Genomic DNA, 20,105 nt, shown 5'->3' on the forward strand with positions numbered 1-20,105 from the left:
ACACGCCCCGGAGATGTGACAGGTTGCCCCGAAGTGTCAACTTGGGCTGAAAGGGCCCTTCGGCTCCCTACGCTCAGAGCCCGATCGCGCCGAGGGTGCCGCTCAGGACGCCCTGGTCGTGGCCGCCACCGGTGCTGGAGTGGGTCTCACTGGACCCGGCACCGTCCGGCCCGGCGGCGGACGAGTTCTCGTGGAACGAACTCGATCCGCGATGGGTGTCGGACTGCACGCTGTGCGTCGCTGCGCCGTCCGGTCCGGCCTGGACCTCGGTGCTGCCGAAGCTGTCCGCCGAGGCGACGCCCGCGGCTCCGATCATCAGCGGCAGCGCCAGTGCCGAAGCGGCGATGGTGCGACGGATCGTACGCATGAGAATTCCCCGTTTCCTTACGGTTGTGGGATTTCCGTTCGGGACGCTGTCACCGTCCTGATCACAGGCTGCCCGTCGTGACGGGGCCTCATGCATGCGAAAGCCGTGAACGATCACACCGCGCCGGAGGCCCATCCGGCGCGGACAGGCCTCCGAAGCGTCGGTCAGGCGTGCTTCGTGGCGGCCGCCGCTTCCAGCCCGAGGATGCTGATCGACCGCTCCCGCATCTCGACCTTCCGCACCTTGCCGGTCACCGTCATCGGGAACTCCTCGACGACGTGGACGTAGCGCGGGATCTTGTAGCGCGCCAGCTTCCCCTCGCAGAACTCCCGCACCGCTTCGGCCGTCAGGCTCGCCGCGCCCTCGCGCATGCGGACCCACGCCATCAGTTCCTCGCCGTACTTCTCGTCCGGGACGCCGATGACCTGCGCGTCGAGGATGTCGGGGTGGGTGTAGAGGAACTCCTCGATCTCGCGCGGGTACAGGTTCTCGCCGCCGCGGATGACCATGTCCTTGATCCGGCCGGTGATGTTGACGTACCCGTCGTCGTCCATGATCGCGAGGTCGCCGGTGTGCATCCACCGCGCGGCGTCGATCGCCTCGGCCGTCTTGTCGGCCTGCTCCCAGTACCCGAGCATCACCGAATAGCCGCGGGTGCAGAGTTCGCCCGGCTCGCCGCGGGGCACGGTCAGCCCGGTCTCCGGATCGACGACCTTGACCTCCAGATGCGGCCCGACCCGCCCGACCGTCGACACCCGCCGCTCCACCGAATCGTCCGCGCGCGTCTGCGTGGACACCGGCGACGTCTCGGTCATGCCGTAGCAGATCGACACCTCCGCCATGCCCATCCGGTCGATGACCTGCTTCATCACCTCGACCGGGCAGGGCGAGCCCGCCATGATCCCGGTGCGCAGCGAGGAAAGGTCGTGCGAGGCGAAGTCCGGGTCGGCCAGTTCGGCGATGAACATCGTCGGAACCCCGTACAGGGACGTGCATTTCTCGGCCGCGACGGCTTCGAGCGTGGCCTTCGGCTCGAACGCGGGCGCCGGGATGACCATGCACGCGCCGTGCGTCGTCGCCGCGAGATTGCCCATCACCATGCCGAAGCAGTGATAGAAGGGCACGGGGATGCACACCTTGTCGGCTTCGGTGTAGTTGCACAGCTCGCCGACGAAGTAGCCGTTGTTGAGGATGTTGTGGTGGGACAGCGTGGCGCCCTTGGGGAAGCCCGTGGTGCCGGAGGTGTACTGGATGTTGATCGGGTCGTCCGCGGACAGCTCGCCCTGGCGTTTCGCTAGCCGCGCCGGGTCCGCGCCGCGTCCGTTCTCCAGCAGCGACGTCCACTCGGCGCTTTCGAGCAGCACGACGTGTTCCAGCGCCGGGCATTTCGGCCCCGCTTCGGCGATCATGCCCGCGTAGTCCGAGGTCTTGAACGACTCCGCGGCCACGATGAGCTTGATCCCGGCCTGCTTCAGCACGTATTCGAGTTCGTGCGAGCGGTACGCCGGGTTGATGTTGACCAGGATCGCGCCGATCTTCGCGGTCGCGTACTGGACGCAGGTCCACTCCCACCGGTTCGGCGACCAGATGCCGACGCGGTCGCCCTTGGCGATCCCGAGGTCCAGCAGGCCCAGGGCGAGCGCGTCCACCTCGGCGGCGAGTTCGCCGTAGGTCCAGCGCTTCCCGGCCGCGCGGTCGACGAGCGCGTCACGGTCGCCGAAGGCGGCGACGGTCCGATCGAAGTTGTCGCCGATGGTGTCCCCCAGCAGCGGGGTGTCCGAGATTCCCGATGCGTAACTTGGTACTGCGGGGGCGTCGGGCATGGAGACTCCTGCGTTCGGCGGTGACGACTCGTCGAGTCTAAGAACGCGGAGTGACCTCGGCCACCTGCAAGTGGAGACCCGCGCCACCTCGGGGGAAACCCGGAGGCCGGGGCAGGCCGTGCCCGATATCGTCGAAGACATGCGCCTCTACATCGTCGATGCCTTCACCTCCGAGGCCTTCGCCGGCAACTCCGCCGGTGTCGTGCTGCTGGACTCGCCGGGCGACGCGGGCTGGATGCAGTCCGTCGCGGCCGAGTTGAAGCACGCCGAGACGGCCTTCGTCGAGGTCGACAGTGTCGAAGGCCCGAAGTCGCTTCGCTGGTTCACGCCGGAGACCGAGGTCGACCTGTGCGGGCACGCGACGCTGGCGACCACGCACGTCCTGGGCGGCGAGCAGACCTTCACGACGAGAAGCGGCGAGTTGCGCTGCCGCGCCGAAGACGGCTGGGTGTCGATGGACTTTCCGTCGGACCCGCCCCGCGAGTCGGACGACGACCTGTCCTCGATCCTGCCGGGCCTTGAGTTCGAATACGTCGGACGGAGCCTCCAGAACCTGTTCGCGGTGGTGGACGACGCCGCCGTGGTGCGCTCGCTCGCACCGGACCTGGCCGCGCTGCGCCCGCACTGGAACGGACGGCTGATGGTCACCGCTCCGGGCGACGTCGAAGGGATCGACTTCGTCACCCGGTTCTTCGCGCCGGGCGTCGGCGTCGACGAAGACCCGGTCACCGGGTCCGCGCACTGCGTCCTCGCGCCGTACTGGGCCGCCCGCCTCGGCCGGACCGAGCTCGTCGGCGAGCAGGCCTCGGCGCGCGGCGGCATCGTCCGGATGAATCTCGAAGGTGACCGCGTCCTGCTTTCGGGGCAGGCGGTCACCGTGGCCAGTGGGGAGTTGCACGTCTGATGCGCCTGATCCTGAACGTCATCTGGCTCGTGCTGTGCGGCCTGTGGATGGCACTCGGCTACATCGTCGCCGGCGTCATCTGCTGCATCCTGATCGTCACCATCCCGTTCGGGCTGGCGTCGTTCCGGATCGCGGCCTACGCGCTCTGGCCGTTCGGCCGCACCGTGGTGGACCGGCGTGACGCCGGGGCCGCGTCGACGATCGGCAACGTCATCTGGTTCCTCTTCGCCGGGCTCTGGCTCGCGATCGGGCACGTGCTGACCGGGGTCGCGCTGTGCGTCACGATCATCGGGATCCCGCTGGGCGTGGCGAACTTCAAGATGATCCCGGTCTCGCTGATGCCGCTGGGCAAGGAGATCGTCGAATTGCCGTAAGGCCTGCCGCTCGTGAGTGGTAAGGATGGCCAGAGCCAAGGGCGTCTCAGGTACCTACGCTTGGGCGGTTTCGCGTAACCGGTGCGACATCCCTTCACAGCCGTCCCTCGCTCGCCCCCTGCGGTACGTGAAGGCCCCCTTCACGTACTTGGGCCAAACACTCACGACCCCTGAGGCTCAGTCTTCGGGCTCCCACGGCAGCGGGATGATCAGGCAGGGCCCGCCGACGAACAACCCGCCGTCGATCCCCAGCGCCTTCCCGCCCGCGTAGAGGTACGGCCCCTCGATCTGCGCGGGGTGGATCCCGAGCTGGTCGGCGATGACGCTGTGCCCGTGCACGATCCGCTCGCCGCCGAGCCGGTCCATGAGCTGCTGCGCGACGTCGGTGCCTTCCGGCCCGCGGAAGGCGTAGCGCGTGGTCATCCGCCGCCACACGTCCCACCAGGCCTCGATGTCGCTGCCTTCGAGGATCTCGCGGCCGCGCGCGTTGATCCCGTCGATGTCCTCGCCCCAGCCGAGGTACTCGAGCGTGTCCGAATGCATCAGCAGGTGGTCCGCGGCCAGCGTCAGCATCGGGCGCGAGGTCAGCCATTCGATGTGCTGCGGGGTGAGCCTGTCCTGGTCTTCGAGCAGGCCGCCGTTGATCTCCCAGCTGCGGGCGAAGCTGCGCGGCCCGAAGTCGGACGGCACCTCCGTGTCACCGAAGTGGTACATCCCGAGCAGCAGGATCTCGTGGTTGCCCAGCAGCGTCCCGCAGTGCCCACCCGCCGTGGCCGCCTGCCGCTCCAGCCGCATCACCAAGTCGATGACGCCGACGCCGTCGGGCCCCCGGTCGACGAAGTCGCCGAGGAACCAGAGGGTCGCTTCACCACCGGCCCAGTCGTCGTCGGAGTCGAGCAGCCCCTTCTCCCGGAGCGCCTCGGCCAGCTCGTCCCGGTGTCCGTGCACGTCACCGACCACGTAGGTCGGGGGCGCGGGCTGATCGTCGTGCATCTTCTGACGATAAGCCCTCCGCATACGGCTGTGCCCCTCAGCCTTCGCCGAACGGGTCACCGGTCCGCCCGACCAGATCCGCGATCGAGTCGATGATCATCGTCGGCCGGTACGGGTAGTGCTCGGCGCTCTCCCTGCTGGAGATGCCGGTCAGCACCAGGATCGTCTGCAATCCGGCCTCGATTCCCGAGTGGACGTCGGTGTCCATCCGGTCGCCGATCATCAGCGTCGACTCCGAATGCGCGCCGAGCCGCCGCAGCGCGGACCGCATCATCAGCGGGTTCGGCTTGCCGACGTAGTACGGCGAACGGCCGGTCGCCTTCTCGATCAGCGCGGCGACCGAACCGGTGGCGGGCATGGAGCCCTCCATGCTCGGGCCGGTGGCGTCGGGGTTGGTGGCGATGAACTTCGCGCCGCCCTCGATCAGCCTGATCGCGCGGGTTATCGCGCTGAAGCTGTACGTCCGCGTCTCGCCGAGCACGACGTAGTCCGGGTCGCGTTCGGTCAGCACGTAGCCGACCTCGTGCAGCGCCGTGGTGAGCCCGGCCTCGCCGATGACGAACGCCGAGCCGTTCGGCCGCTGCGACGCGAGGAACTTCGCGGTCGCCAGCGCCGAGGTCCAGATGGCTTCCTCGGGGATGTCGAGACCGGTCCGCTCGAGCCTCGCCCGCAGGTCACGCGGGGTGTAGATCGAGTTGTTGGTCAGCACCAGGAAGCCGATGTCGTTGGCGCGCAGCTCCTTGAGGAACTCGTCCGCGCCGGGCACGAGATGCTCCTCCTGCACCAGCACGCCATCCATGTCGCTGAGGTAGGTCCAACGGCGCTCGTTCATGGTGTCGAGCTTAGTGATCCGCGACGGCGTGAACAGCCACAGAGGCCGCCTTGACCGAAAGATTGACCGGTGTCCCTGGTTCGAGCGCCAGTTCCGCGACCGCGGCGGGGGTGAGGTCGGCGGCGAGGCCCGCCGCCCAGTCGTCACCGCGCGACCGCACGCGGATCACCGGTCCGTGGGGTTCGAGCGCGTCGACGAATCCCTCGACCGTGTTGCGCGGGCTCCCCCGGTGCTCGCCGTCCCGCAGGTACACGGCGACGGCGCTGGGCGGGAACACCGCGACCGCCGCTTCTCCGCCGACGACGTCGTCCGCCGGGATCCCGGCCAGCGACAGCCCGCCTGACGTGCGCAAACCTCCATCGACGGCGGTTCCGGGCACCAGGTTGAGCCCGGCGATCCGCGCGGTGAACGCCGTGCGCGGCGCGGAGAGGACCTTGCGGGTCTCGCCGCGTTCGACGATCCGGCCGCCGTCGAGAACGGCGACGTGATCGGCCAGCGCCAGCGCGTCGAGCGGGTCGTGGGTGACCAGGACGGTCGGCGGCCCGGAGCGGAGCACCCTCCTGAGCAGGCCGCGGATGGCGGGCGCCGCGTCGATGTCGAGGGCGGCGAAGGGCTCGTCGAGCAGCAACAGCCCCGGCTCGGCGGCCAGTGCCCGCGCGATCGCGACCCGCTGAGCCTGCCCTCCGGAGAGTTGCGCGGGACGCCGTCCGGCCAGGTCGAGCGCGTCCACTTCGGTCAGCCATTCCCGTGCGCGCCGCTTCGCCTCGGCACGGCCGGCGCCGGTCGAGCGCGGCGCGAAGGCGACGTTGTCCAAAGCGGACAGATGCGGGAAGAGCAGGGCGTCCTGGGAGAGCAGGCCGATACCGCGCGCGTGCGGCGGCAGAGCCGCCAGGCTTCGATCGTCCAAAGTGATCCGTGCGCGGTCGGGCCGGAGCAGGCCGGCCAGGCACCCGAGCACGCTGGACTTCCCCGAGCCGTTCGGCCCGAGCAGGGCGAGCACGCCGCCGTCGGGGACTTCGAACTCCACGTCCAGGGCGAACTCGCCGCGCCGGAGGGCGATCTCCGCCGAAAGGGTCACGACCGGACTCCTTCGAGCGCGCGCGGCCTGGCGAGCGCGATCACCGCGACGGCGACCAGGATGAGCAGCAACGCGAGCGCCACGGCGCTGTCGACGTCGACCTCGGCCTGGGTGTAGACCTCCAGCGGCAGCGTCCGGGTGACGCCTTCCAGGCTGCCGGCGAAGGTGATCGTGGCACCGAACTCGCCCAGCGCCCGCGCGAAGCTCAGGACGATGCCCGAACCGAGCGCGGGCAGCAGCAGCGGCAGCGTCACCCGGCGGAACACCGTCCACGGCTTCGCACCCAGCGTCGACGCGACCCGTTCGTACCGGTCACCGGCACCGCGGAGGGCGCCTTCGAGGCTGACGACGAGGAACGGCATCGCGACGAACGTCTGCGCGATGACCACCGCGGCCGTGGTGAACGGCACCTGCTCACCGGTCAGAGCGGTCACCAGGACACCCAGGAAACCCTTGCGGCCCAGCAGGTACAGCAGCGCCAGACCGCCGACCACCGGCGGCAGGACCAGCGGCAGCAGCACCACCGCGCGCAGCACGCGGACGCCGCGTGCCCCCGACCGCGCGAGCACCACGGCGAGCGGGACGCCGAGCAGCACGCAGGCCACAGTGGACAGTCCGGCGGTGATCAGGGAGAGCTTGAGCGCGTTCAGCGAGGACGTCGAGGTGATGAGGCTCGGGAAGCGGCTCAGGTCCGAGCGCACCAGCAGGCCGACGACCGGCAGCACCACCAGCGCCAGCGCGCAGATCGCCGGCGGCCAGAGCACCCAGGGAACCCCGCCCCTCGCGTTTCGCCCTCTGAATGCGGTACTTGCGGGATCAGGGGGCGCCAAAACCGACCTTCGCCAGTTCCTTCTTGCCTTCGGCGCCGAGGACGAAGTCGGTGAACTGCTTCGCGAGCGCTGCCTGCGGAGCGTCCTTCACCACCGCGATCGGGTAGTTGTTGATCGCGCCCGCCGCCTCGGGGAAGTCCACTTTGTCCACCTTCGCGGCCGCGGACGTCGCGTCGGTGACGTAGACGAGCCCGGCGTCGGCGTCGCCCGACTGCACCTTCGCGAGCACGGACTTGACGTCCTGCTCCTCGCTCGCGGGCTTGAGCGTGACCCCGGACGACTGCTGGACCTTCTTGGTCGCCGACCCGCACGGCACCTGCGGCGCGCAGACGACCACGGTCAGCCCGTCCTTCGCGAGATCCGCGAACCCCTTGATGCCCTTGGGGTTGCCCTTGCCGACCGCGATGGCGAGCCGGTTGGTGGCGAACACCGACGGCTGCCCGTCGATCACCTCGCCCTTGGTGGCCTTGTCCATATTGGCCTGATCGGCGGAGGCGAACACGTCCGCTTTCGCGCCCTGGGTCAGCTTCTGGACCAGAGCCGAGGAGCCCTCGAAGCTGAACTTCACCGTCACCCCGGCGTGCTGTGCCTCGAACTGCTTGCCCAGTGCCCCGAAGGACTCGGTCAGCGACGCCGCCGCGAACACGGTCAGCGTCTTGGCCTCCGCCTGCTGGGCGGCGGGCTCCTCGGAACCACAGGCCGTCGCGGCCAGTGCCAGCGCGAGCAGGGCAGGAACGAGTCTCCTCATCGGCTTCCTTCCGGGGTTTCGATCACGACGGTGGTCGCCTTGACGACGGCGACCGCGAGCACCCCGGGCCGCAGCCCGAGTTCACGGACGGCTTCGGCGCTCATCAGGGAGACCACGCGATGCGGGCCGCATTGCAGTTCGACCTGCGCCATCACCTTGTCCGCGACGACCTCGGTGACCAGGCCGACGAACCGGTTGCGCGCGGAGCGGCCGACGTTCGACGGATCCTCGGGCTGTTCGGCCTGCGCCTTGGCGAACGCGGCGAGTTCGGCTCCGTCGACGACCTTGCGGCCCGCGGAGTCGTCGAACGCGGTCAACTGGCCCGCGCGCACCCAGCGGCGGACGGTGTCGTCGCTGACGCCGAGCAGACGAGCGGCCTCAGACAACCGAAATTGCGGCATGACCGGAAGGCTATCTCCGCAGATGCGGAAAAGCTACGGACGTGAGGAATTGCCGGGCAGTTCGCCGCGGAGGCCATCGAGCACCGCGCTCTGAAAACGTTCCAGCACTTTCCGTTCCTCGGGAGAGAACTCCTCAAGGACCGCCTTCATGTTCGTGTAGGCGGATTCGAAGAGCGGCGCGTGGCGCTCCAAGGCCCCGGGAACGACCTCTATCAGGACTTTCCGGCGGTCGGCGGTGTCGCGGACGCGGCGGGCGAGCCCCGCCTTCTCCAGCCTGTCCATGACGCCGGTCACAGCCCCGGTCGACAACCCGGTGAGTTCGGCGATCCTGCCCGCTGTCAACGGTCCCGGCGCCTGGCCGGCGAGTTCGAGCACCTTGTGATCGGTGGCCGACAGCCCCATCCGCTCGGCGATCCTGGCGTGCCGGAGAACGGTCAGCGTGCTGCCTTCCCTGCCGAGATGGGCGAACCTGGCCAATTCCTCCGCCGAAAGCGGATATTTCGCCATCCGGAAAACCCTTCGGGAAGAAACCGATTCGCTGCGAAAGGTATTCTAGACGGTCGGCTTTCGCCCGGTTCGGGGTTAGTCTGGTGACAATGACAGCAGTCGATCTCGGGTTTCCCCGTGTCCCCGGTACACGGGGCCGCCCCAGCGTGCCCAGGCCGGACAACCCCGCCCTGATCGACACCTTCGGCCGCGTGGCGACCGACCTCCGGGTGTCGCTCACCGACAAGTGCAATCTGCGCTGCACCTACTGCATGCCCGCCGAAGGGCTGGAGTGGATGCCGAGCGCGGACGTGCTGACCGACGACGAACTCGTGCTCCTGCTGCGGATCGCCGTCGAACGGCTCGGGATCACCGACATCCGGCTCACCGGCGGCGAACCGCTGCTGCGCCAAGGGCTGGAGAAGATCGTCGAGCGGATCGCGTCGCTCGAACCGCGGCCGCGGCTTTCCATGACCACCAACGGGATCGGGCTCGCGAAGCGCGCGAAACCGCTCGCCGACGCGGGCCTGGACCGGATCAACGTCTCGCTGGACACCGTCGACCGCGCGCTGTTCGAGACGATCACGCGTCGCGACAGGCTGTCGCACGTACTGGCCGGGATGGCCGCCGCGCGCGACGCGGGGCTGGACCCGGTGAAGGTCAACGCGGTGCTGATGCGCGGGCTGAACGAGGACCAGGCCGTGCCGCTGCTGAAGTTCTGTCTCGCCGAGGGCTACCACCTGCGGTTCATCGAGCAGATGCCGCTGGACGCGCAGCACGGCTGGAACCGGCGCGACATGATCACCGCCGAGGAGATCCTCGGCATGCTCGGCGAGGAGTTCACGCTGTCACCGTTCCCCGCCGCGCGGGGCGGGGCGCCCGCCGAACGCTGGCTGGTCGACGGCGGCCCCGGCGACGTCGGCGTGATCGCGTCGGTGACGCGGCCGTTCTGCGGCGCCTGCGAGCGGACGAGGCTGACCGCCGACGGCGCGGTGCGTTCGTGCCTGTTCAGCAACGACGAGACCGACCTGCGCGCCCTCGTGCGCGCGGGCGCGCGCGAAGAAGAGGTGGCGGACGCGTGGCGGGCGACCATGTGGGGCAAGCTCGCCGGGCACGAGATCAACGAGGCCGGCTTCGCGCAGCCGATCCGGCCCATGAGCGCGATCGGCGGCTGACATGGTGACCATCGTGGTGCGGTACTTCGCGTCGGCCCGCGCGGCCGTGGGCTTCGACGAGGAGAAGGTGACCCTGCCGGACGGCGCCCGCGTCGCCGACGCCGTCGCCCACCTGCGCGAACTCCACCCGGAGAAGCTGGCGAAGCTGCTCGACGCGGTCTCCTATCTTCTGGACGGCGTCGCGGTGCGGGATCTCACACGGCCGCTGAGCGACGCTTCCGAACTGGACGTCCTGCCCCCGTTCGCCGGCGGCTGACCCGCACTTGACCTGCGGAAACGACCCCAAGCGATAGCAAAGGTCCCTTGCTCCCCCGGTGAGGCGTTCCGGGGCCTCTGACCCACCGTCCGCCCGAAATTCACCATCCGGTCGCCGAAGCCGCCGAGGATGCGCCAGTGATCACTCCCCGCCGTATCCTCGCCGCGCTGCTCGCGGCGGTCGCCGCCACGAGCCTGGCGACAGTCCCCGCCTCCGCCCACGAACGCGGCGTTCGGCCGCTGCCGCAGGCGCACAGTCACAACGACTACGAGCACGCCCGTCCGCTCCAGGACGCGCTCGATCAGGGCTTCACCAGTGTCGAGGCCGACATCTACCTCGTGGACGGGCAGCTGCTGGTCGCGCACGACCTCGCGGACACCCGCCCGGACCGCACCCTGGAGTCGCTCTACCTGGAGCCGCTGCGCCAGCGCGTCCTGGCCAACCACGGCGTGGGCGTCTACCGGCAAAAAGCGGAGTTCCAGTTGCTGATCGACGTCAAGGGGGACGCGAACAGCACCTACGCGGCCCTGGAGAAGCGGCTGTACAACCCCCGCTACTCCTTCCTCTTCTCTCTGTACGCGTTCGGGCACGTCCGGAAGCGGGCCGTCACGGCGGTGCTCTCCGGCGGGCGGCCCAAGGACGTGATGCTCGGGCAGAAGTTCCGGCTCGCCTTCTACGACGGCCGCATCAAGGACGAGAACGACCTCGGCATCGGCTCGGACCCGAGGGCCACTCCGCTGGTGTCCGACTCCTGGACCGGACTGTTCACCTGGACCGGCACGGGCCTCTTCCCCGCCGACGAGCGGGCGAAACTACACAAACTGGTCAAAGACGCCCACGCGGCGGGTCAGCGGGTCCGTTTCTGGGCCACGCCGGATGCCGCCGGACCAGGGCGCGACGCGTTGTGGAAAGAGTTGGTCGCCGCCGGGGTCGACCACCTGAATACGGATGACTTGCCAGGGCTGGCGAACTTCTTGAGGTCTCGCTAAAGTGCGCGGCCCATTCGCGCGCGAAGGCGCACGAATGGGCCAGTCACTCCTTAATCCACGTGATCCAAGCCTCACGATCCGTGAATTATCTCGGCCAGGAAACGGTCCGGTAACGACGCCCTGACCAGGGCGAACAGCCGAATCGCCCCGGGTTGCGTGCTGTTACCGTGATGTAGGTCACAGCTCGAATAATTTCCGTTGGGCTCGTTCGTTACGTACCGTCGCTTTTCGGTTGGCCCCGACCGACCACGCAACACCGGGAACCCGTAGCGCCGAGCCCTGTCCAACGGATTCCCGGACCCAACCCCGAGCGAAAGCATTTCCGGACAGGGACGAGGGGACCGAGCCGACGCGGCGTGCGTCAGGCGAAGTCAGCCGGCCTGAGACGGCCGGCCAGGACCCACGGGTCTTTCCCTCAGCACAGGCTCGTAGGCGCAGGGAGCGAGATTTACTCACATGTCGTACCGAGGCAAGCACCGCAAGATGTCCGCCGCCACCCGTCACATCGCTCGCGTCGCCATCGCGGGCGTCGCGGTCGGCGCTCCCCTCGCGATCGCCGCGACCCCCGCGTCGGCGACCAACTGGGACGCCATCGCGCAGTGCGAGAGCAGCGGCAACTGGAACACCAACACCGGTAACGGCTACTACGGCGGTCTGCAGTTCTCGCAGAGCACCTGGCGCGCCTACGGTGGCTCCGGCAGCGCGCACAGCGCCTCCCGCGAGCAGCAGATCGCCGTCGCCGAGCGGGTCCTCCAGGGCCAGGGCATCGGCGCGTGGCCGAACTGTGGCAAGAAGGGCGGCTCCGCCAGCCCCGCCAAGGCCAAGTCGAGCGCCCCGAAGGCCACCAAGAAGGTGACCCCGAAGAAGTCGACCGCTCCGGTCCAGAAGCAGCAGGCTCCGGTCCAGGCGCCGGCCGCCAATGTCGCGAACTCCAACCCGGCCGGTGACTACACCGTCGTGGCGGGCGACACGCTGTCCAAGATCGCTTCCAAGTTCAACGTCCAGGGTGGCTTCCAGAAGCTGCAGGACCTGAACAAGCAGTACGTGTCGAACGCCGACTTCATCGTCGTCGGCCAGAAGCTCGCCACCAAGTGAGCTCTTGAGCACCAGTAAGTCGTGATGCCCGGCGGGATTCCCGCGTGGCCACGTCACGGCTGACAAGGCCCCACCGCGACATTCCCCCGGCGGTGGGGCTTTGTCGTGTCCGGAGCACGCGCGGCGGCAGGGCGTGGGTCCAGGTGGTCGTGAGTGGCGATTCGGGTTCTAACCCGAATCGCCGCTCACGACCCCGAAGCGGTCCGCGGGCTCGCTACGGCGAATTGACCCACTCGTCGCTGCCGTCGGTGAAGTGCTGGTGCTTCCACACCGGCAGCCGCGCCTTGACCTCGTCGACCAGTTCCGAGCAGGCGGCGAAGGCCTGGCCCCGGTGCTCGGCCGCCACGGCGCACGCCAGCGCGACGTCCCCGATGGCCAGCGCGCCCAGCCGATGGCTCACCGCGACCGCCCGCACGCCCTCCCACTTCCCCGAGAGGTCCGCGACGACCTCAGCGAGCACGTCGACGGCGCTGGGGTGGCCTTCGTAGGCGAGCCGTTCCACCGACCGCCCGCCGTCGTGGTCCCGCACGACCCCGCCGAAGGTGACGACGGCTCCCGCGGCCGCGTCGTCCACCAGCCGGGCGTGTTCCTCGACCGAAAGCGGCTCGTCGACCACCGCGGTCCGTGCGACCCGAACGCTCACTGCTGTGCCTCCCGTGGGTGGTCGCCGCCCGCCAGCTGGTCGACGGCGTGGTCGAGGATCCCGTCCAGTACGCCCAGGCCGTCCTTCACGCCGCCGCGTGAGCCGGGCAGGTTCACCACCAGGGTCCGTCCGGCGACGCCGGCGACCCCGCGCGAAAGCACGGCCGTGGGCACCTTGGGCAGCCCAGCGGCCCGGATCGCGTCCGCGACGCCGGGGAGTTCGTAGTCGAGGACGGCGCGCGTGACGTCCGGGGTGCGGTCCGTCGGCGAAATGCCGGTGCCGCCGGTGGTCACGATCACCTGGACCCGGGCCGCGACGGCGTCCCGCAGGGCCTCGCCGACCGGTTCCCCGTCCTCGACGACCACGGGTTCCGGCACGTCCCAGCCCCGTTCGGCGAGCCAGGCCGTGATGACCGGGCCGGTCGTGTCCTCGTAGACGCCCTTCGCTGCGCGGTTCGACGCCACGATCACCCTCGCGACCCGGTTCACGGCCGCTCCCAGGTCCCGGTCTTGCCGCCGTCCTTGCGGATCAGCCGGACGTCGTCGAGGGTCGCGGCGGGATCGATGGCCTTGATCATGTCGTGCAGGGTCAACCCGGCTACGGCGACGGCGGTCAGCGCCTCCATCTCGACGCCGGTGCGGTCGTTCGTCTTCGCCGTCGCGGTGATGTGGACGGCGGTCTCGTCGAGGGCGAACTCGACCTTCACCCCGGACAGCGCGATCTGGTGGCAGAGCGGGATCAGCTCGGGAACCTTCTTCGCGCCCATGATGCCCGCGATCCGGGCGGTCGCGAGGGCGTCGCCCTTGGGGAGCCCGTCCGTGGCCAGCAGGCCGAGCACCTCGGCCGTGGTGTGCACGGTGCCGCCCGCCAGCGCGGTGCGGGCGGTGGGCGTCTTGCCGGAAACGTCGACCATACGGGCGGCGCCCGTATGGTCGACGTGGCTGAGTTCACTCACGCCAAGGAGGCTAGTCCTCAGAACATGCGCTGCTTCGAGCGAACCTCGTCGAGCGCCTTCTCCCGTTCCTGGCGCCGCTCCGGCGACATCGAGCCGAAGTACCCGCCGTTGTCCGCGGCGCAGGCCGTATCGTGCGCGGGACGCTTGCCGTCCACGAGGAAACGGTTGACGGCGTTGTTGCCGCAAGCGTTCTCCGAGCCCAGCCAGACCCCGTGCCCGCCGTCGTCGACCGACACCATCCGCGTCCGGTCACCGAGCGCGCGCCGCATCTGGATGGCCCCGCCGAGCGGTGTCGCCGGGTCACGCAGGTTCTGCACCATCAGGATGTTCGACGGACCCCGGTCACCGATCCGCACCTGCGGTTCGATCGGCTCGGACGGCCAGTAGGCGCACGCCCAGATGTTCGCCGCGGCCGCGCCGAACATCGGGTACTTCACCCGGTCCTTCTCGACGTTGCGCTGGTAGGTCTCGACCTTCTCCGGCCAGTTCACGTCGTTGCACACCACGTGCAGCTGCGCGGACAGCAGCTGCGCCAGGTCGAACTGCTGGGTCTGCGCGGACTGCTTCAGGACGCCTTCGGTGTCGAGCGTCTGCCACTGCTGCGCCAGCACCGGGAAGGAGCTGGTCGAGTACAGCGAACCGAACGTGCCCGCCCGGAAGGCCGCGCCGTCCACACCCGGAACGACGCCGGTGTCGAGTTTGTCGGCGAGTTCGTAGAACTTCGCCGTCACCTGCTGCGGGGTGCGGCCGAGGCCGTAGCTCGCGTGCCGTGCCGCGGCCCACTTCGCGAAGTCCGGGAAGCGGTCCTGGAAGCCCTCCGCCAGCCGACGCGATCCTGTCGGGTCGAGCCCACCCGGTCCGGTCACGCTGTCGAGCACGACGCGATCGGTGTTCTGCGGGAACAGCGTCGAGTACACGGCGCCGAGGTAGCTGCCGTACGAGACGCCGTAGTACGAGAGCTTCTTCTCGCCAAGGGCTTCGCGGATGCGGTCCATGTCGCGAGCCGTGTTGGCCGAGGTGATGTACGGCAGGTTCGCGGCGGTCTTCGAAGCACCGCACTGCTTCGCGATGCTCTCGACGGACTTCGCCCGTTCCGCCACCTCCGCGGAATCGCGCGCGTACGGCGGGACGTTGCTGACCTGCTGTTCGGGTGTGAGATCGCAGGTGACCGGCGTACTGCGCCCGATCCCGCGCGGATCGAACCCGATGATGTCGTACGCGTCGAGCACACTCGACGGCATGCCCGCGGACCGCAGCCCGGCGGGCATGGACAGTCCCGGACCGCCGGGGCCGCCCGGGTTCGTCAGCATGATGCCGCGCCGCTTCGCGGGCTTGGTGCTCGCGAGCTTCGAAACGGCGACGTCGATGGTCTTCCCGCCCGGGTTCCGGTAGTCGAGCGGGACCTTCAAGGTGGCGCACGTCAGCCCTGGCGCGGCCACGTCCTCCGGACACGGCCCCCACTTCACCGGCGAAACCGCGGCGGACGCCGTGGCCGGTACGAGTACCGCCACCGTGGCCGCCGCGGCCGTGAGTGTCCCGATCCTGCTCAGGACAGAGCGATTCATCCCCAACCCCCGTCATGATCGACTTCTTGGTCGAAATCGAGCCTAGGAGCGGGGCGTGTGCGGAGTCGTCACCCTGGAGTCGGCCAGGAGATCGGCCTCAGTGATGACGACTGCCGCCGAATGGAGCAAGGGACCTTTGCTATCGCGCCCCGATGCGAGGTCTCCCAAAGGGCGCTCAGCGCCCGACGGAGACTTCACCGCCGAGCGCCCTCTTTTGGGCCAAAGGCCCACGGAAACACGATGAAGGGGCGCCCTCCGCTCCCACCGGGAGGTGGGAGCAGGACGACGCCCCTTCGGCGGGTTTTCGTCAGCGCTCGGCAGATTTCACAGCCTTCTTCACGGCCTCGGCGACGGCCGGGGCGACAGCGTTGTCGAAGACGCTCGGCACGATGAACGAGGCGTTCAGCTTGCCGTTGTCCACGACGTCCGCGATGGCGTCGGCGGCCGCGAGCAGCATCGAGTCGTCGATGTGGTGCGCCTGCGCGTCGAGCAGCCCGCGGAACACGCCGGGGAACGCGAGGACGTTGTTGATCTGGTTCGGGAAGTCGCTGCGGCCGGTGGCGACCACGGCGGCGTGCTTGCCCGCTTCCAGCGGGTCGATCTCCGGGTCGGGGTTGGCCAGCGCGAACACGACGGCGTCGGACTTCATGGTCGCGACCTGCTCGGCCCCGAACAGGTTCGGCGCGGAGACCCCGATGAACACGTCGGCGCCGACGAGCGCCTCGTGCAGCGTGCCCGCCTGCTGATCCTTGTTGGTGTGCTCGGCGATCCAGGTCAGGTTGTCGTCGAGGTTGCCGCGCGCGGAGTGCACGATGCCGTTGATGTCGGCGGCCACGATGTCGCCCGGGTTCTTGCGCAGCAGCAGGCGGATGATCGCCGAACCCGCCGCGCCGACGCCGCTGACGACGATCTTGCAGTCTTCGATGTTCTTCCCGACCACGCGCAGGGCGTTGCGCAGCGCGGCGACCACGACGATCGCCGTGCCGTGCTGGTCGTCGTGGAACACCGGGATGTCGAGCTGCTCACGCAGGCGCTTCTCGATCTCGAAGCAGCGCGGCGCGGCGATGTCCTCGAGGTTGATGCCCGCGTAGACCGGCGCGAGCGCCTTCGCGATCATGATGATCTCTTCGGTGTCCTGGGTGTCCAGGCAGACCGGCCAAGCGTCGACGTCGGCGAACTTCTTGAACAGGGCCGCCTTGCCCTCCATCACCGGGAGCGCGGCGGCCGGGCCGATGTTGCCCAGTCCCAGGACCGCGGAACCGTCGGTGAGCACGGCGACCGTGTTGCGCTTGATGGTCAGGCGGCGCGCGTCCTCGGGGTTCGCCGCGATCGCCTGGCAGACGCGGGCGACACCCGGCGTGTACGCGCGGGAGAGATCGTCACGGTTGCGGAGCGCGACCTTGGGGCTGACCTCGATCTTGCCGCCGAGGTGGATCAGGAACGTCCGGTCGGAGACCTTGCGGACGCGGACGCCCGGCATCGAGTCCAGGGTCTGCGTGATGTCCTGCGCGTGGTTTTCCGACAGGGCGTTGGCACTGATGTCGACGACGATCGAGTCGGGGTGCGATTCGACGACGTCGAACGCGGTCAGCACGCCGCCGACCCGGCCGACGGCCGTGGTCAGGTCACCCGCCGCGGTGGACGACGCGGGGGCCTCCACCCGGACGGTGATCGAATATCCGGGACCGGGAACCGGCATGGCACTACCCCCGCTGAGGAACGCTCGAATAGGTCGATCGAAAACCTACTCCCGTGACGACCGCCACGAACCCTCGCAGGGGGTGACTGGCGAGTAACTCGCGCGCTCACGGGAACCCGCCGAAGGGGCAGCCCGAACCTGCCTCACCACTCGGAAGAGGGTGCCCCTTCATCGGATTTCCGTGGGCCTTCGGCCCGAAAGGGGCACGCGAGAGCGCCTGTTCGGGCGCGGCGCGCCCTCGGCTTTCTACCGGTTGATCTCGGTCTCGGGGTGCACGTAGGGCACCGCTTCGAGCGGGAAGGTCACGTCGCCGAACGGGGACAGGGCGCCCTGCCGATCCGATGCGAGCTCGGTGACGGGGTGCTCCCCGTCCTCACCGGGCCACGTCGGGTCGATCCCCGCGCGCTTCTTGTTCTCGCCCTTCGCCACAACGTCCTCCCGAGCATGGTCAAGCCGTTCTCAGGGGACAGTCTGCCCGAACGTGGCTGCCGGGCCTCCACCCGCCCGGTATCCTGGTCCTCTATGCCCGCGCCCTCCCTGGCGGACTGGCTGCGCCAGGAGTCCGACGACGCCCTCGCCGCACTGCTGCGCACGCGTCGCGACCTGTCCACGCCACCCCCGTCCGACACCATCGTGCTCGCCACCCGGGCCGGCACGCCGGGCTCCGTCGCGCGCGCCTGCGAAGACCTCGACACCTTCACGCTCGCCGTGCTCGACGCCCTGCTGCTCGCCGGAGCGGACACCGATCCGGTCGCCGCGGCCGAGGTCGCGCGGCTCACGGGCACCGGGATCGGCGAGGCGCTGGCGCTGCTGCGCACGCGCGCGCTGGTCTGGGGTGAAGACGACGCGCTGCGCGTCCCGCCGTCGGCCCGCGACGCGCTCGGCCCGTTCCCTGCCGGACTGGGGTCGTCTTCGCCCTCGCTCGCCGGAACGGACATCAAGGCCGCGCTAGCGGAGGTCGGCGAGGACGAACGTGCCCTCTTGACGACCCTGGCCGCCGGACCGCCGATCGGCCGCACCCGCGACGCGGCGGCCGACGTCCCGCTGGAGCGGGCGCAGAACCCGGTCCAGCGCCTGCTCGCCCGCGGGCTGTTGCTGCGCCGGGACGATCAGACCGTCGAGCTGCCGCGTGAGATCGGGATCGCCCTGCGCGGCGGGTCGGTGTTCGACCCGGCCTCGCTGCGCGAACCGGAACTCCCCGTCCATCCGCATCAGCAGTCCACAGTGGACTCGACGGCGGCGGGCGAGGCGATGGAGTTCTTGCGCCAGACCGAAAGCATGCTCCGTTCGTGGTCGGAGACGCCGCCGCCGGTGCTGAAGTCCGGCGGGCTCGGGGTCCGCGAACTGAAGAAGCTCGCCAAGGATCTCGACGTCGGCGAGACGCGGGTGACCCTGCTGGCGGAGATCGCCGTCGGCGCCGGGCTGGTGGCCGACAGCGAAGCGACTTCACCGGAATGGGTGCCGACGACGCTCACGGATTCGTGGCTCGCGTCGCCGACCGCGCAGCGCTGGATGACCGTCGCGCAAGCCTGGCTCGAACTGCCCCGGCTGCCCGGTCTCGCCGGCGGACGGGACGCGAAGGACAAGCCGATCGCGCCGCTTTCGGAGGAACTGCGCCGTCCGCTGGCGCCCACGTCGCGACGGCGGATCCTGCTCGCCCTGGCCGCGCTGCCCGAAGGCGCCGGGGTGAAGAGCACCGACGAGCTGGTCGCCGCGCTCGCCTGGCGCGCGCCGCGGCGAGGCGGGCGGCTGCGGGACGAGACCGTGCGCTGGACGATGGCCGAGGGGGCCGCGCTCGGCCTGCTCGGGCTCGGCGGGCTGACCACGGCGACGCGGGCACTGCTGGCCGAGGACCGCCCCGGCGCGGTCGAGGCGATGCTCGACGCGCTGCCGCGTCCGGTGGACCACGTCCTGGTGCAGGCCGACCTGACGGTGGTCGCGCCGGGACCGCTGGAAGCCGAGCTCGCGGCCGAGATGACCGCCGTCGCCGACATCGAATCGGCCGGGCACGCGACCGTCTACCGGATCACTGAGACGTCCGTGCGGCGCGCGCTCGACACCGGTCGGACCGCGGGCGAACTGCACCAGCTGTTCACGACGAAGTCGGCGACGCCGGTGCCGCAGTCGCTGAGCTACCTGATCGACGACGTCGCCCGGCGGCACGGGCGGCTGCGCGGCGGGGCCGCCGAGTCGTTCCTGCGCTGTGACGACGCGTCACTGCTCGCGGAGGTCATGGGCAGCCCTGTCGCGACCGAGTACGGGCTGCGCATGATCGCGCCGACAGTGCTCATCAGCGCGTACCCGCTCGCCGAAGTCCTCGACGCCCTTCGCGCCGCCGGGTTCGCCCCGGCCGCCGAAGGCCCCGACGGACGCGTCATGGACATCAGGCCGTCCGGACGTCGCCTGCCCGCGAAGGCGCGTGCCGCGCGTCGGGCGCCCGGAGAGCCTGCCGGACTGACAGACGAGCAGGTCGGCAAGATCGTCGCGCACGTCCGGGCCGGTGACGCCGCTTCGGCGCGTCGCCGCGGCGAGACGGTACGCGCGCCGCAGGGAGGCGGCGCCGGGGACACGTCCGCGACGCTGGCGCTGCTGTCCCAGGCGACCATGGAGCGCCGCGAGGTGTGGATCGGGTTCGTCGACTCACGCGGGACGGCGAGCCAGCGAGTGGTGCGGCCGATGCGGGTCGGCGGCGGGGTCCTCGAAGGGACCGACAACGAGCGGTACCCGCTGCACCGGATCACCTCGGCCGCCCTCGTCGAAGACTGACCTCGCGGTGGCGTGCTTTGCGGCGACGACTGGTCTGAACTGTGCATAGGAGCGTGACGTCGCGGACGTCACGCGAGTCGCAAGGCCAGGTGCACCCGGGGCAGACCGGGACCCTGGCCTTACGCA

General features: G+C 69.8%; 20 protein-coding genes and 1 pseudogene. 7 read left to right on the forward strand and 14 right to left on the reverse strand.

The genetic code is table 11. The features are described 5' to 3' along the window. Window positions 1-73 precede the first annotated feature (73 nt). Both AB0N89_RS30660 and AB0N89_RS30665 read right to left on the reverse strand, forming a co-directional pair. Window positions 74-367 carry a hypothetical protein gene (locus AB0N89_RS30660; RefSeq protein ID WP_364211542.1) on the reverse strand — a complete coding sequence of 98 codons (294 nt, stop codon included), beginning with the start codon at window positions 365-367 and terminating at the stop codon, window positions 74-76. Between the two features lie 164 nt (window positions 368-531). Next, window positions 532-2,190, reverse strand: a complete 1,659-nt coding sequence (locus AB0N89_RS30665; protein WP_364211545.1) for an AMP-binding protein — start codon at window positions 2,188-2,190, stop codon at window positions 532-534. 139 nt (window positions 2,191-2,329) lie between these two features. Between AB0N89_RS30665 and AB0N89_RS30670 the strand changes: the two genes are divergently transcribed. Together AB0N89_RS30670 and AB0N89_RS30675 are read left to right on the forward strand one after the other, a co-directional pair. After that, a complete protein-coding gene (locus tag AB0N89_RS30670; protein WP_364211548.1) occupies window positions 2,330-3,094 on the forward strand; it encodes a PhzF family phenazine biosynthesis protein in 765 nt (254 codons plus the stop codon). Further along, window positions 3,094-3,468: a YccF domain-containing protein gene (locus AB0N89_RS30675; RefSeq protein ID WP_364211551.1), complete on the forward strand. Its 375-nt coding sequence runs from the start codon at window positions 3,094-3,096 to the stop codon at window positions 3,466-3,468. Before AB0N89_RS30670 ends, AB0N89_RS30675 begins: the two co-directional genes overlap by 1 nt. A gap of 177 nt (window positions 3,469-3,645) precedes the next feature. Here AB0N89_RS30675 and AB0N89_RS30680 read toward each other — a convergent pair whose 3' ends face one another. From AB0N89_RS30680 to AB0N89_RS30710, 7 genes are read right to left on the reverse strand one after another with little or no spacing between them, the layout of a single operon-like run. Next, window positions 3,646-4,461, reverse strand: a complete 816-nt coding sequence (locus AB0N89_RS30680) for a metallophosphoesterase (protein WP_364211554.1) — start codon at window positions 4,459-4,461, stop codon at window positions 3,646-3,648. Window positions 4,462-4,498: 37 nt separating this feature from the next. After that, window positions 4,499-5,293, reverse strand: coding sequence for an HAD-IIA family hydrolase (locus AB0N89_RS30685; protein WP_005156128.1), 795 nt, complete (start codon window positions 5,291-5,293; stop codon window positions 4,499-4,501). A 10-nt stretch (window positions 5,294-5,303) separates the two neighbouring features. Next, entirely contained in the window at window positions 5,304-6,371 is a 1,068-nt protein-coding gene (locus AB0N89_RS30690; RefSeq protein ID WP_364211557.1) for an ATP-binding cassette domain-containing protein, read from the reverse strand. Further along, on the reverse strand, window positions 6,368-7,135 hold the full coding sequence (locus AB0N89_RS30695; protein ID WP_364211560.1) for an ABC transporter permease: 768 nt from the start codon (window positions 7,133-7,135) through the stop codon (window positions 6,368-6,370). Before AB0N89_RS30695 ends, AB0N89_RS30690 begins: the two co-directional genes overlap by 4 nt. A 52-nt stretch (window positions 7,136-7,187) precedes the next feature. Then, window positions 7,188-7,949 (reverse strand): molybdate ABC transporter substrate-binding protein, encoded by a 762-nt coding sequence (modA, locus tag AB0N89_RS30700; protein WP_364211563.1) that lies wholly within the window; start codon window positions 7,947-7,949, stop codon window positions 7,188-7,190. After that, entirely contained in the window at window positions 7,946-8,350 is a 405-nt protein-coding gene (locus tag AB0N89_RS30705) for a helix-turn-helix transcriptional regulator (protein WP_364211566.1), read from the reverse strand. The genes modA and AB0N89_RS30705 overlap by 4 nt, the downstream gene beginning before the upstream one ends. A 33-nt stretch (window positions 8,351-8,383) precedes the next feature. After that, window positions 8,384-8,857, reverse strand: a complete 474-nt coding sequence (locus tag AB0N89_RS30710) for a MarR family transcriptional regulator (protein WP_364211569.1) — start codon at window positions 8,855-8,857, stop codon at window positions 8,384-8,386. An 89-nt stretch (window positions 8,858-8,946) separates the two neighbouring features. Here AB0N89_RS30710 and moaA point away from each other — a divergent pair, with 89 nt between their 5' ends. The 4 genes from moaA to AB0N89_RS30730 all read left to right on the forward strand — a co-directional run bounded on the left by moaA (window position 8,947) and on the right by AB0N89_RS30730 (window position 12,351). Continuing rightward, on the forward strand, window positions 8,947-10,011 hold the full coding sequence (gene moaA, locus AB0N89_RS30715) for a GTP 3',8-cyclase MoaA (protein WP_364211572.1): 1,065 nt from the start codon (window positions 8,947-8,949) through the stop codon (window positions 10,009-10,011). A 1-nt stretch (window position 10,012) separates the two neighbouring features. Then, window positions 10,013-10,267 carry a MoaD/ThiS family protein gene (locus AB0N89_RS30720; RefSeq protein WP_364211575.1) on the forward strand — a complete coding sequence of 85 codons (255 nt, stop codon included), beginning with the start codon at window positions 10,013-10,015 and terminating at the stop codon, window positions 10,265-10,267. Window positions 10,268-10,404: 137 nt separating this feature from the next. Then, window positions 10,405-11,256, forward strand: coding sequence for a phosphatidylinositol-specific phospholipase C/glycerophosphodiester phosphodiesterase family protein (locus AB0N89_RS30725; protein ID WP_364211578.1), 852 nt, complete (start codon window positions 10,405-10,407; stop codon window positions 11,254-11,256). A 456-nt stretch (window positions 11,257-11,712) separates the two neighbouring features. Continuing rightward, entirely contained in the window at window positions 11,713-12,351 is a 639-nt protein-coding gene (locus AB0N89_RS30730; protein ID WP_364211581.1) for a transglycosylase family protein, read from the forward strand. 214 nt (window positions 12,352-12,565) lie between these two features. Here the strand turns inward: AB0N89_RS30730 and AB0N89_RS30735 are convergent. The 5 genes and pseudogenes from AB0N89_RS30735 to AB0N89_RS30755 form a co-directional block, all read right to left on the reverse strand. Further along, window positions 12,566-13,482, reverse strand: a pseudogene (locus AB0N89_RS30735) (molybdenum cofactor biosynthesis protein MoaE). After that, window positions 13,479-13,949, reverse strand: coding sequence for a cyclic pyranopterin monophosphate synthase MoaC (gene moaC / locus AB0N89_RS30740; protein WP_364211584.1), 471 nt, complete (start codon window positions 13,947-13,949; stop codon window positions 13,479-13,481). The pseudogene AB0N89_RS30735 and the gene moaC overlap by 4 nt, the downstream one beginning before the upstream one ends. A 17-nt stretch (window positions 13,950-13,966) precedes the next feature. After that, window positions 13,967-15,514 carry an alpha/beta hydrolase gene (locus AB0N89_RS30745; protein ID WP_364211586.1) on the reverse strand — a complete coding sequence of 516 codons (1,548 nt, stop codon included), beginning with the start codon at window positions 15,512-15,514 and terminating at the stop codon, window positions 13,967-13,969. A 307-nt stretch (window positions 15,515-15,821) separates the two neighbouring features. Further along, window positions 15,822-17,213: an NAD-dependent malic enzyme gene (locus AB0N89_RS30750; RefSeq protein ID WP_364211589.1), complete on the reverse strand. Its 1,392-nt coding sequence runs from the start codon at window positions 17,211-17,213 to the stop codon at window positions 15,822-15,824. Between the two features lie 246 nt (window positions 17,214-17,459). Further along, window positions 17,460-17,642: a hypothetical protein gene (locus AB0N89_RS30755; protein WP_005156172.1), complete on the reverse strand. Its 183-nt coding sequence runs from the start codon at window positions 17,640-17,642 to the stop codon at window positions 17,460-17,462. A 93-nt stretch (window positions 17,643-17,735) separates the two neighbouring features. On the opposite strand from AB0N89_RS30755, the gene AB0N89_RS30760 reads away from it, so the two are divergent. Beyond that, a complete protein-coding gene (locus AB0N89_RS30760) occupies window positions 17,736-19,979 on the forward strand; it encodes a helicase-associated domain-containing protein (protein WP_364211593.1) in 2,244 nt (747 codons plus the stop codon). Window positions 19,980-20,105: the final 126 nt, after the last annotated feature.

The sequence above is a fragment of the Amycolatopsis sp. NPDC089917 genome (assembly GCF_040684635.1).
Classification (GTDB): Bacteria; Actinomycetota; Actinomycetes; order Mycobacteriales; family Pseudonocardiaceae; genus Amycolatopsis.

Coding starts and splice junctions, on each gene's coding strand:
- AB0N89_RS30660 (WP_364211542.1), bottom strand. CDS start 367: ATGCGTACGATCCGTCGCACCATCGCCGCTTCGGCACTGGCGCTGCCG.
- AB0N89_RS30665 (WP_364211545.1), bottom strand. CDS start 2,190: ATGCCCGACGCCCCCGCAGTACCAAGTTACGCATCGGGAATCTCGGAC.
- AB0N89_RS30670 (WP_364211548.1), top strand. CDS start 2,330: ATGCGCCTCTACATCGTCGATGCCTTCACCTCCGAGGCCTTCGCCGGC.
- AB0N89_RS30675 (WP_364211551.1), top strand. CDS start 3,094: ATGCGCCTGATCCTGAACGTCATCTGGCTCGTGCTGTGCGGCCTGTGG.
- AB0N89_RS30680 (WP_364211554.1), bottom strand. CDS start 4,461: ATGCACGACGATCAGCCCGCGCCCCCGACCTACGTGGTCGGTGACGTG.
- AB0N89_RS30685 (WP_005156128.1), bottom strand. CDS start 5,293: ATGAACGAGCGCCGTTGGACCTACCTCAGCGACATGGATGGCGTGCTG.
- modA (WP_364211563.1), bottom strand. CDS start 7,949: ATGAGGAGACTCGTTCCTGCCCTGCTCGCGCTGGCACTGGCCGCGACG.
- AB0N89_RS30705 (WP_364211566.1), bottom strand. CDS start 8,350: ATGCCGCAATTTCGGTTGTCTGAGGCCGCTCGTCTGCTCGGCGTCAGC.
- AB0N89_RS30710 (WP_364211569.1), bottom strand. CDS start 8,857: ATGGCGAAATATCCGCTTTCGGCGGAGGAATTGGCCAGGTTCGCCCAT.
- moaA (WP_364211572.1), top strand. CDS start 8,947: ATGACAGCAGTCGATCTCGGGTTTCCCCGTGTCCCCGGTACACGGGGC.
- AB0N89_RS30720 (WP_364211575.1), top strand. CDS start 10,013: ATGGTGACCATCGTGGTGCGGTACTTCGCGTCGGCCCGCGCGGCCGTG.
- AB0N89_RS30730 (WP_364211581.1), top strand. CDS start 11,713: ATGTCGTACCGAGGCAAGCACCGCAAGATGTCCGCCGCCACCCGTCAC.
- AB0N89_RS30745 (WP_364211586.1), bottom strand. CDS start 15,514: ATGAATCGCTCTGTCCTGAGCAGGATCGGGACACTCACGGCCGCGGCG.
- AB0N89_RS30750 (WP_364211589.1), bottom strand. CDS start 17,213: ATGCCGGTTCCCGGTCCCGGATATTCGATCACCGTCCGGGTGGAGGCC.
- AB0N89_RS30760 (WP_364211593.1), top strand. CDS start 17,736: ATGCCCGCGCCCTCCCTGGCGGACTGGCTGCGCCAGGAGTCCGACGAC.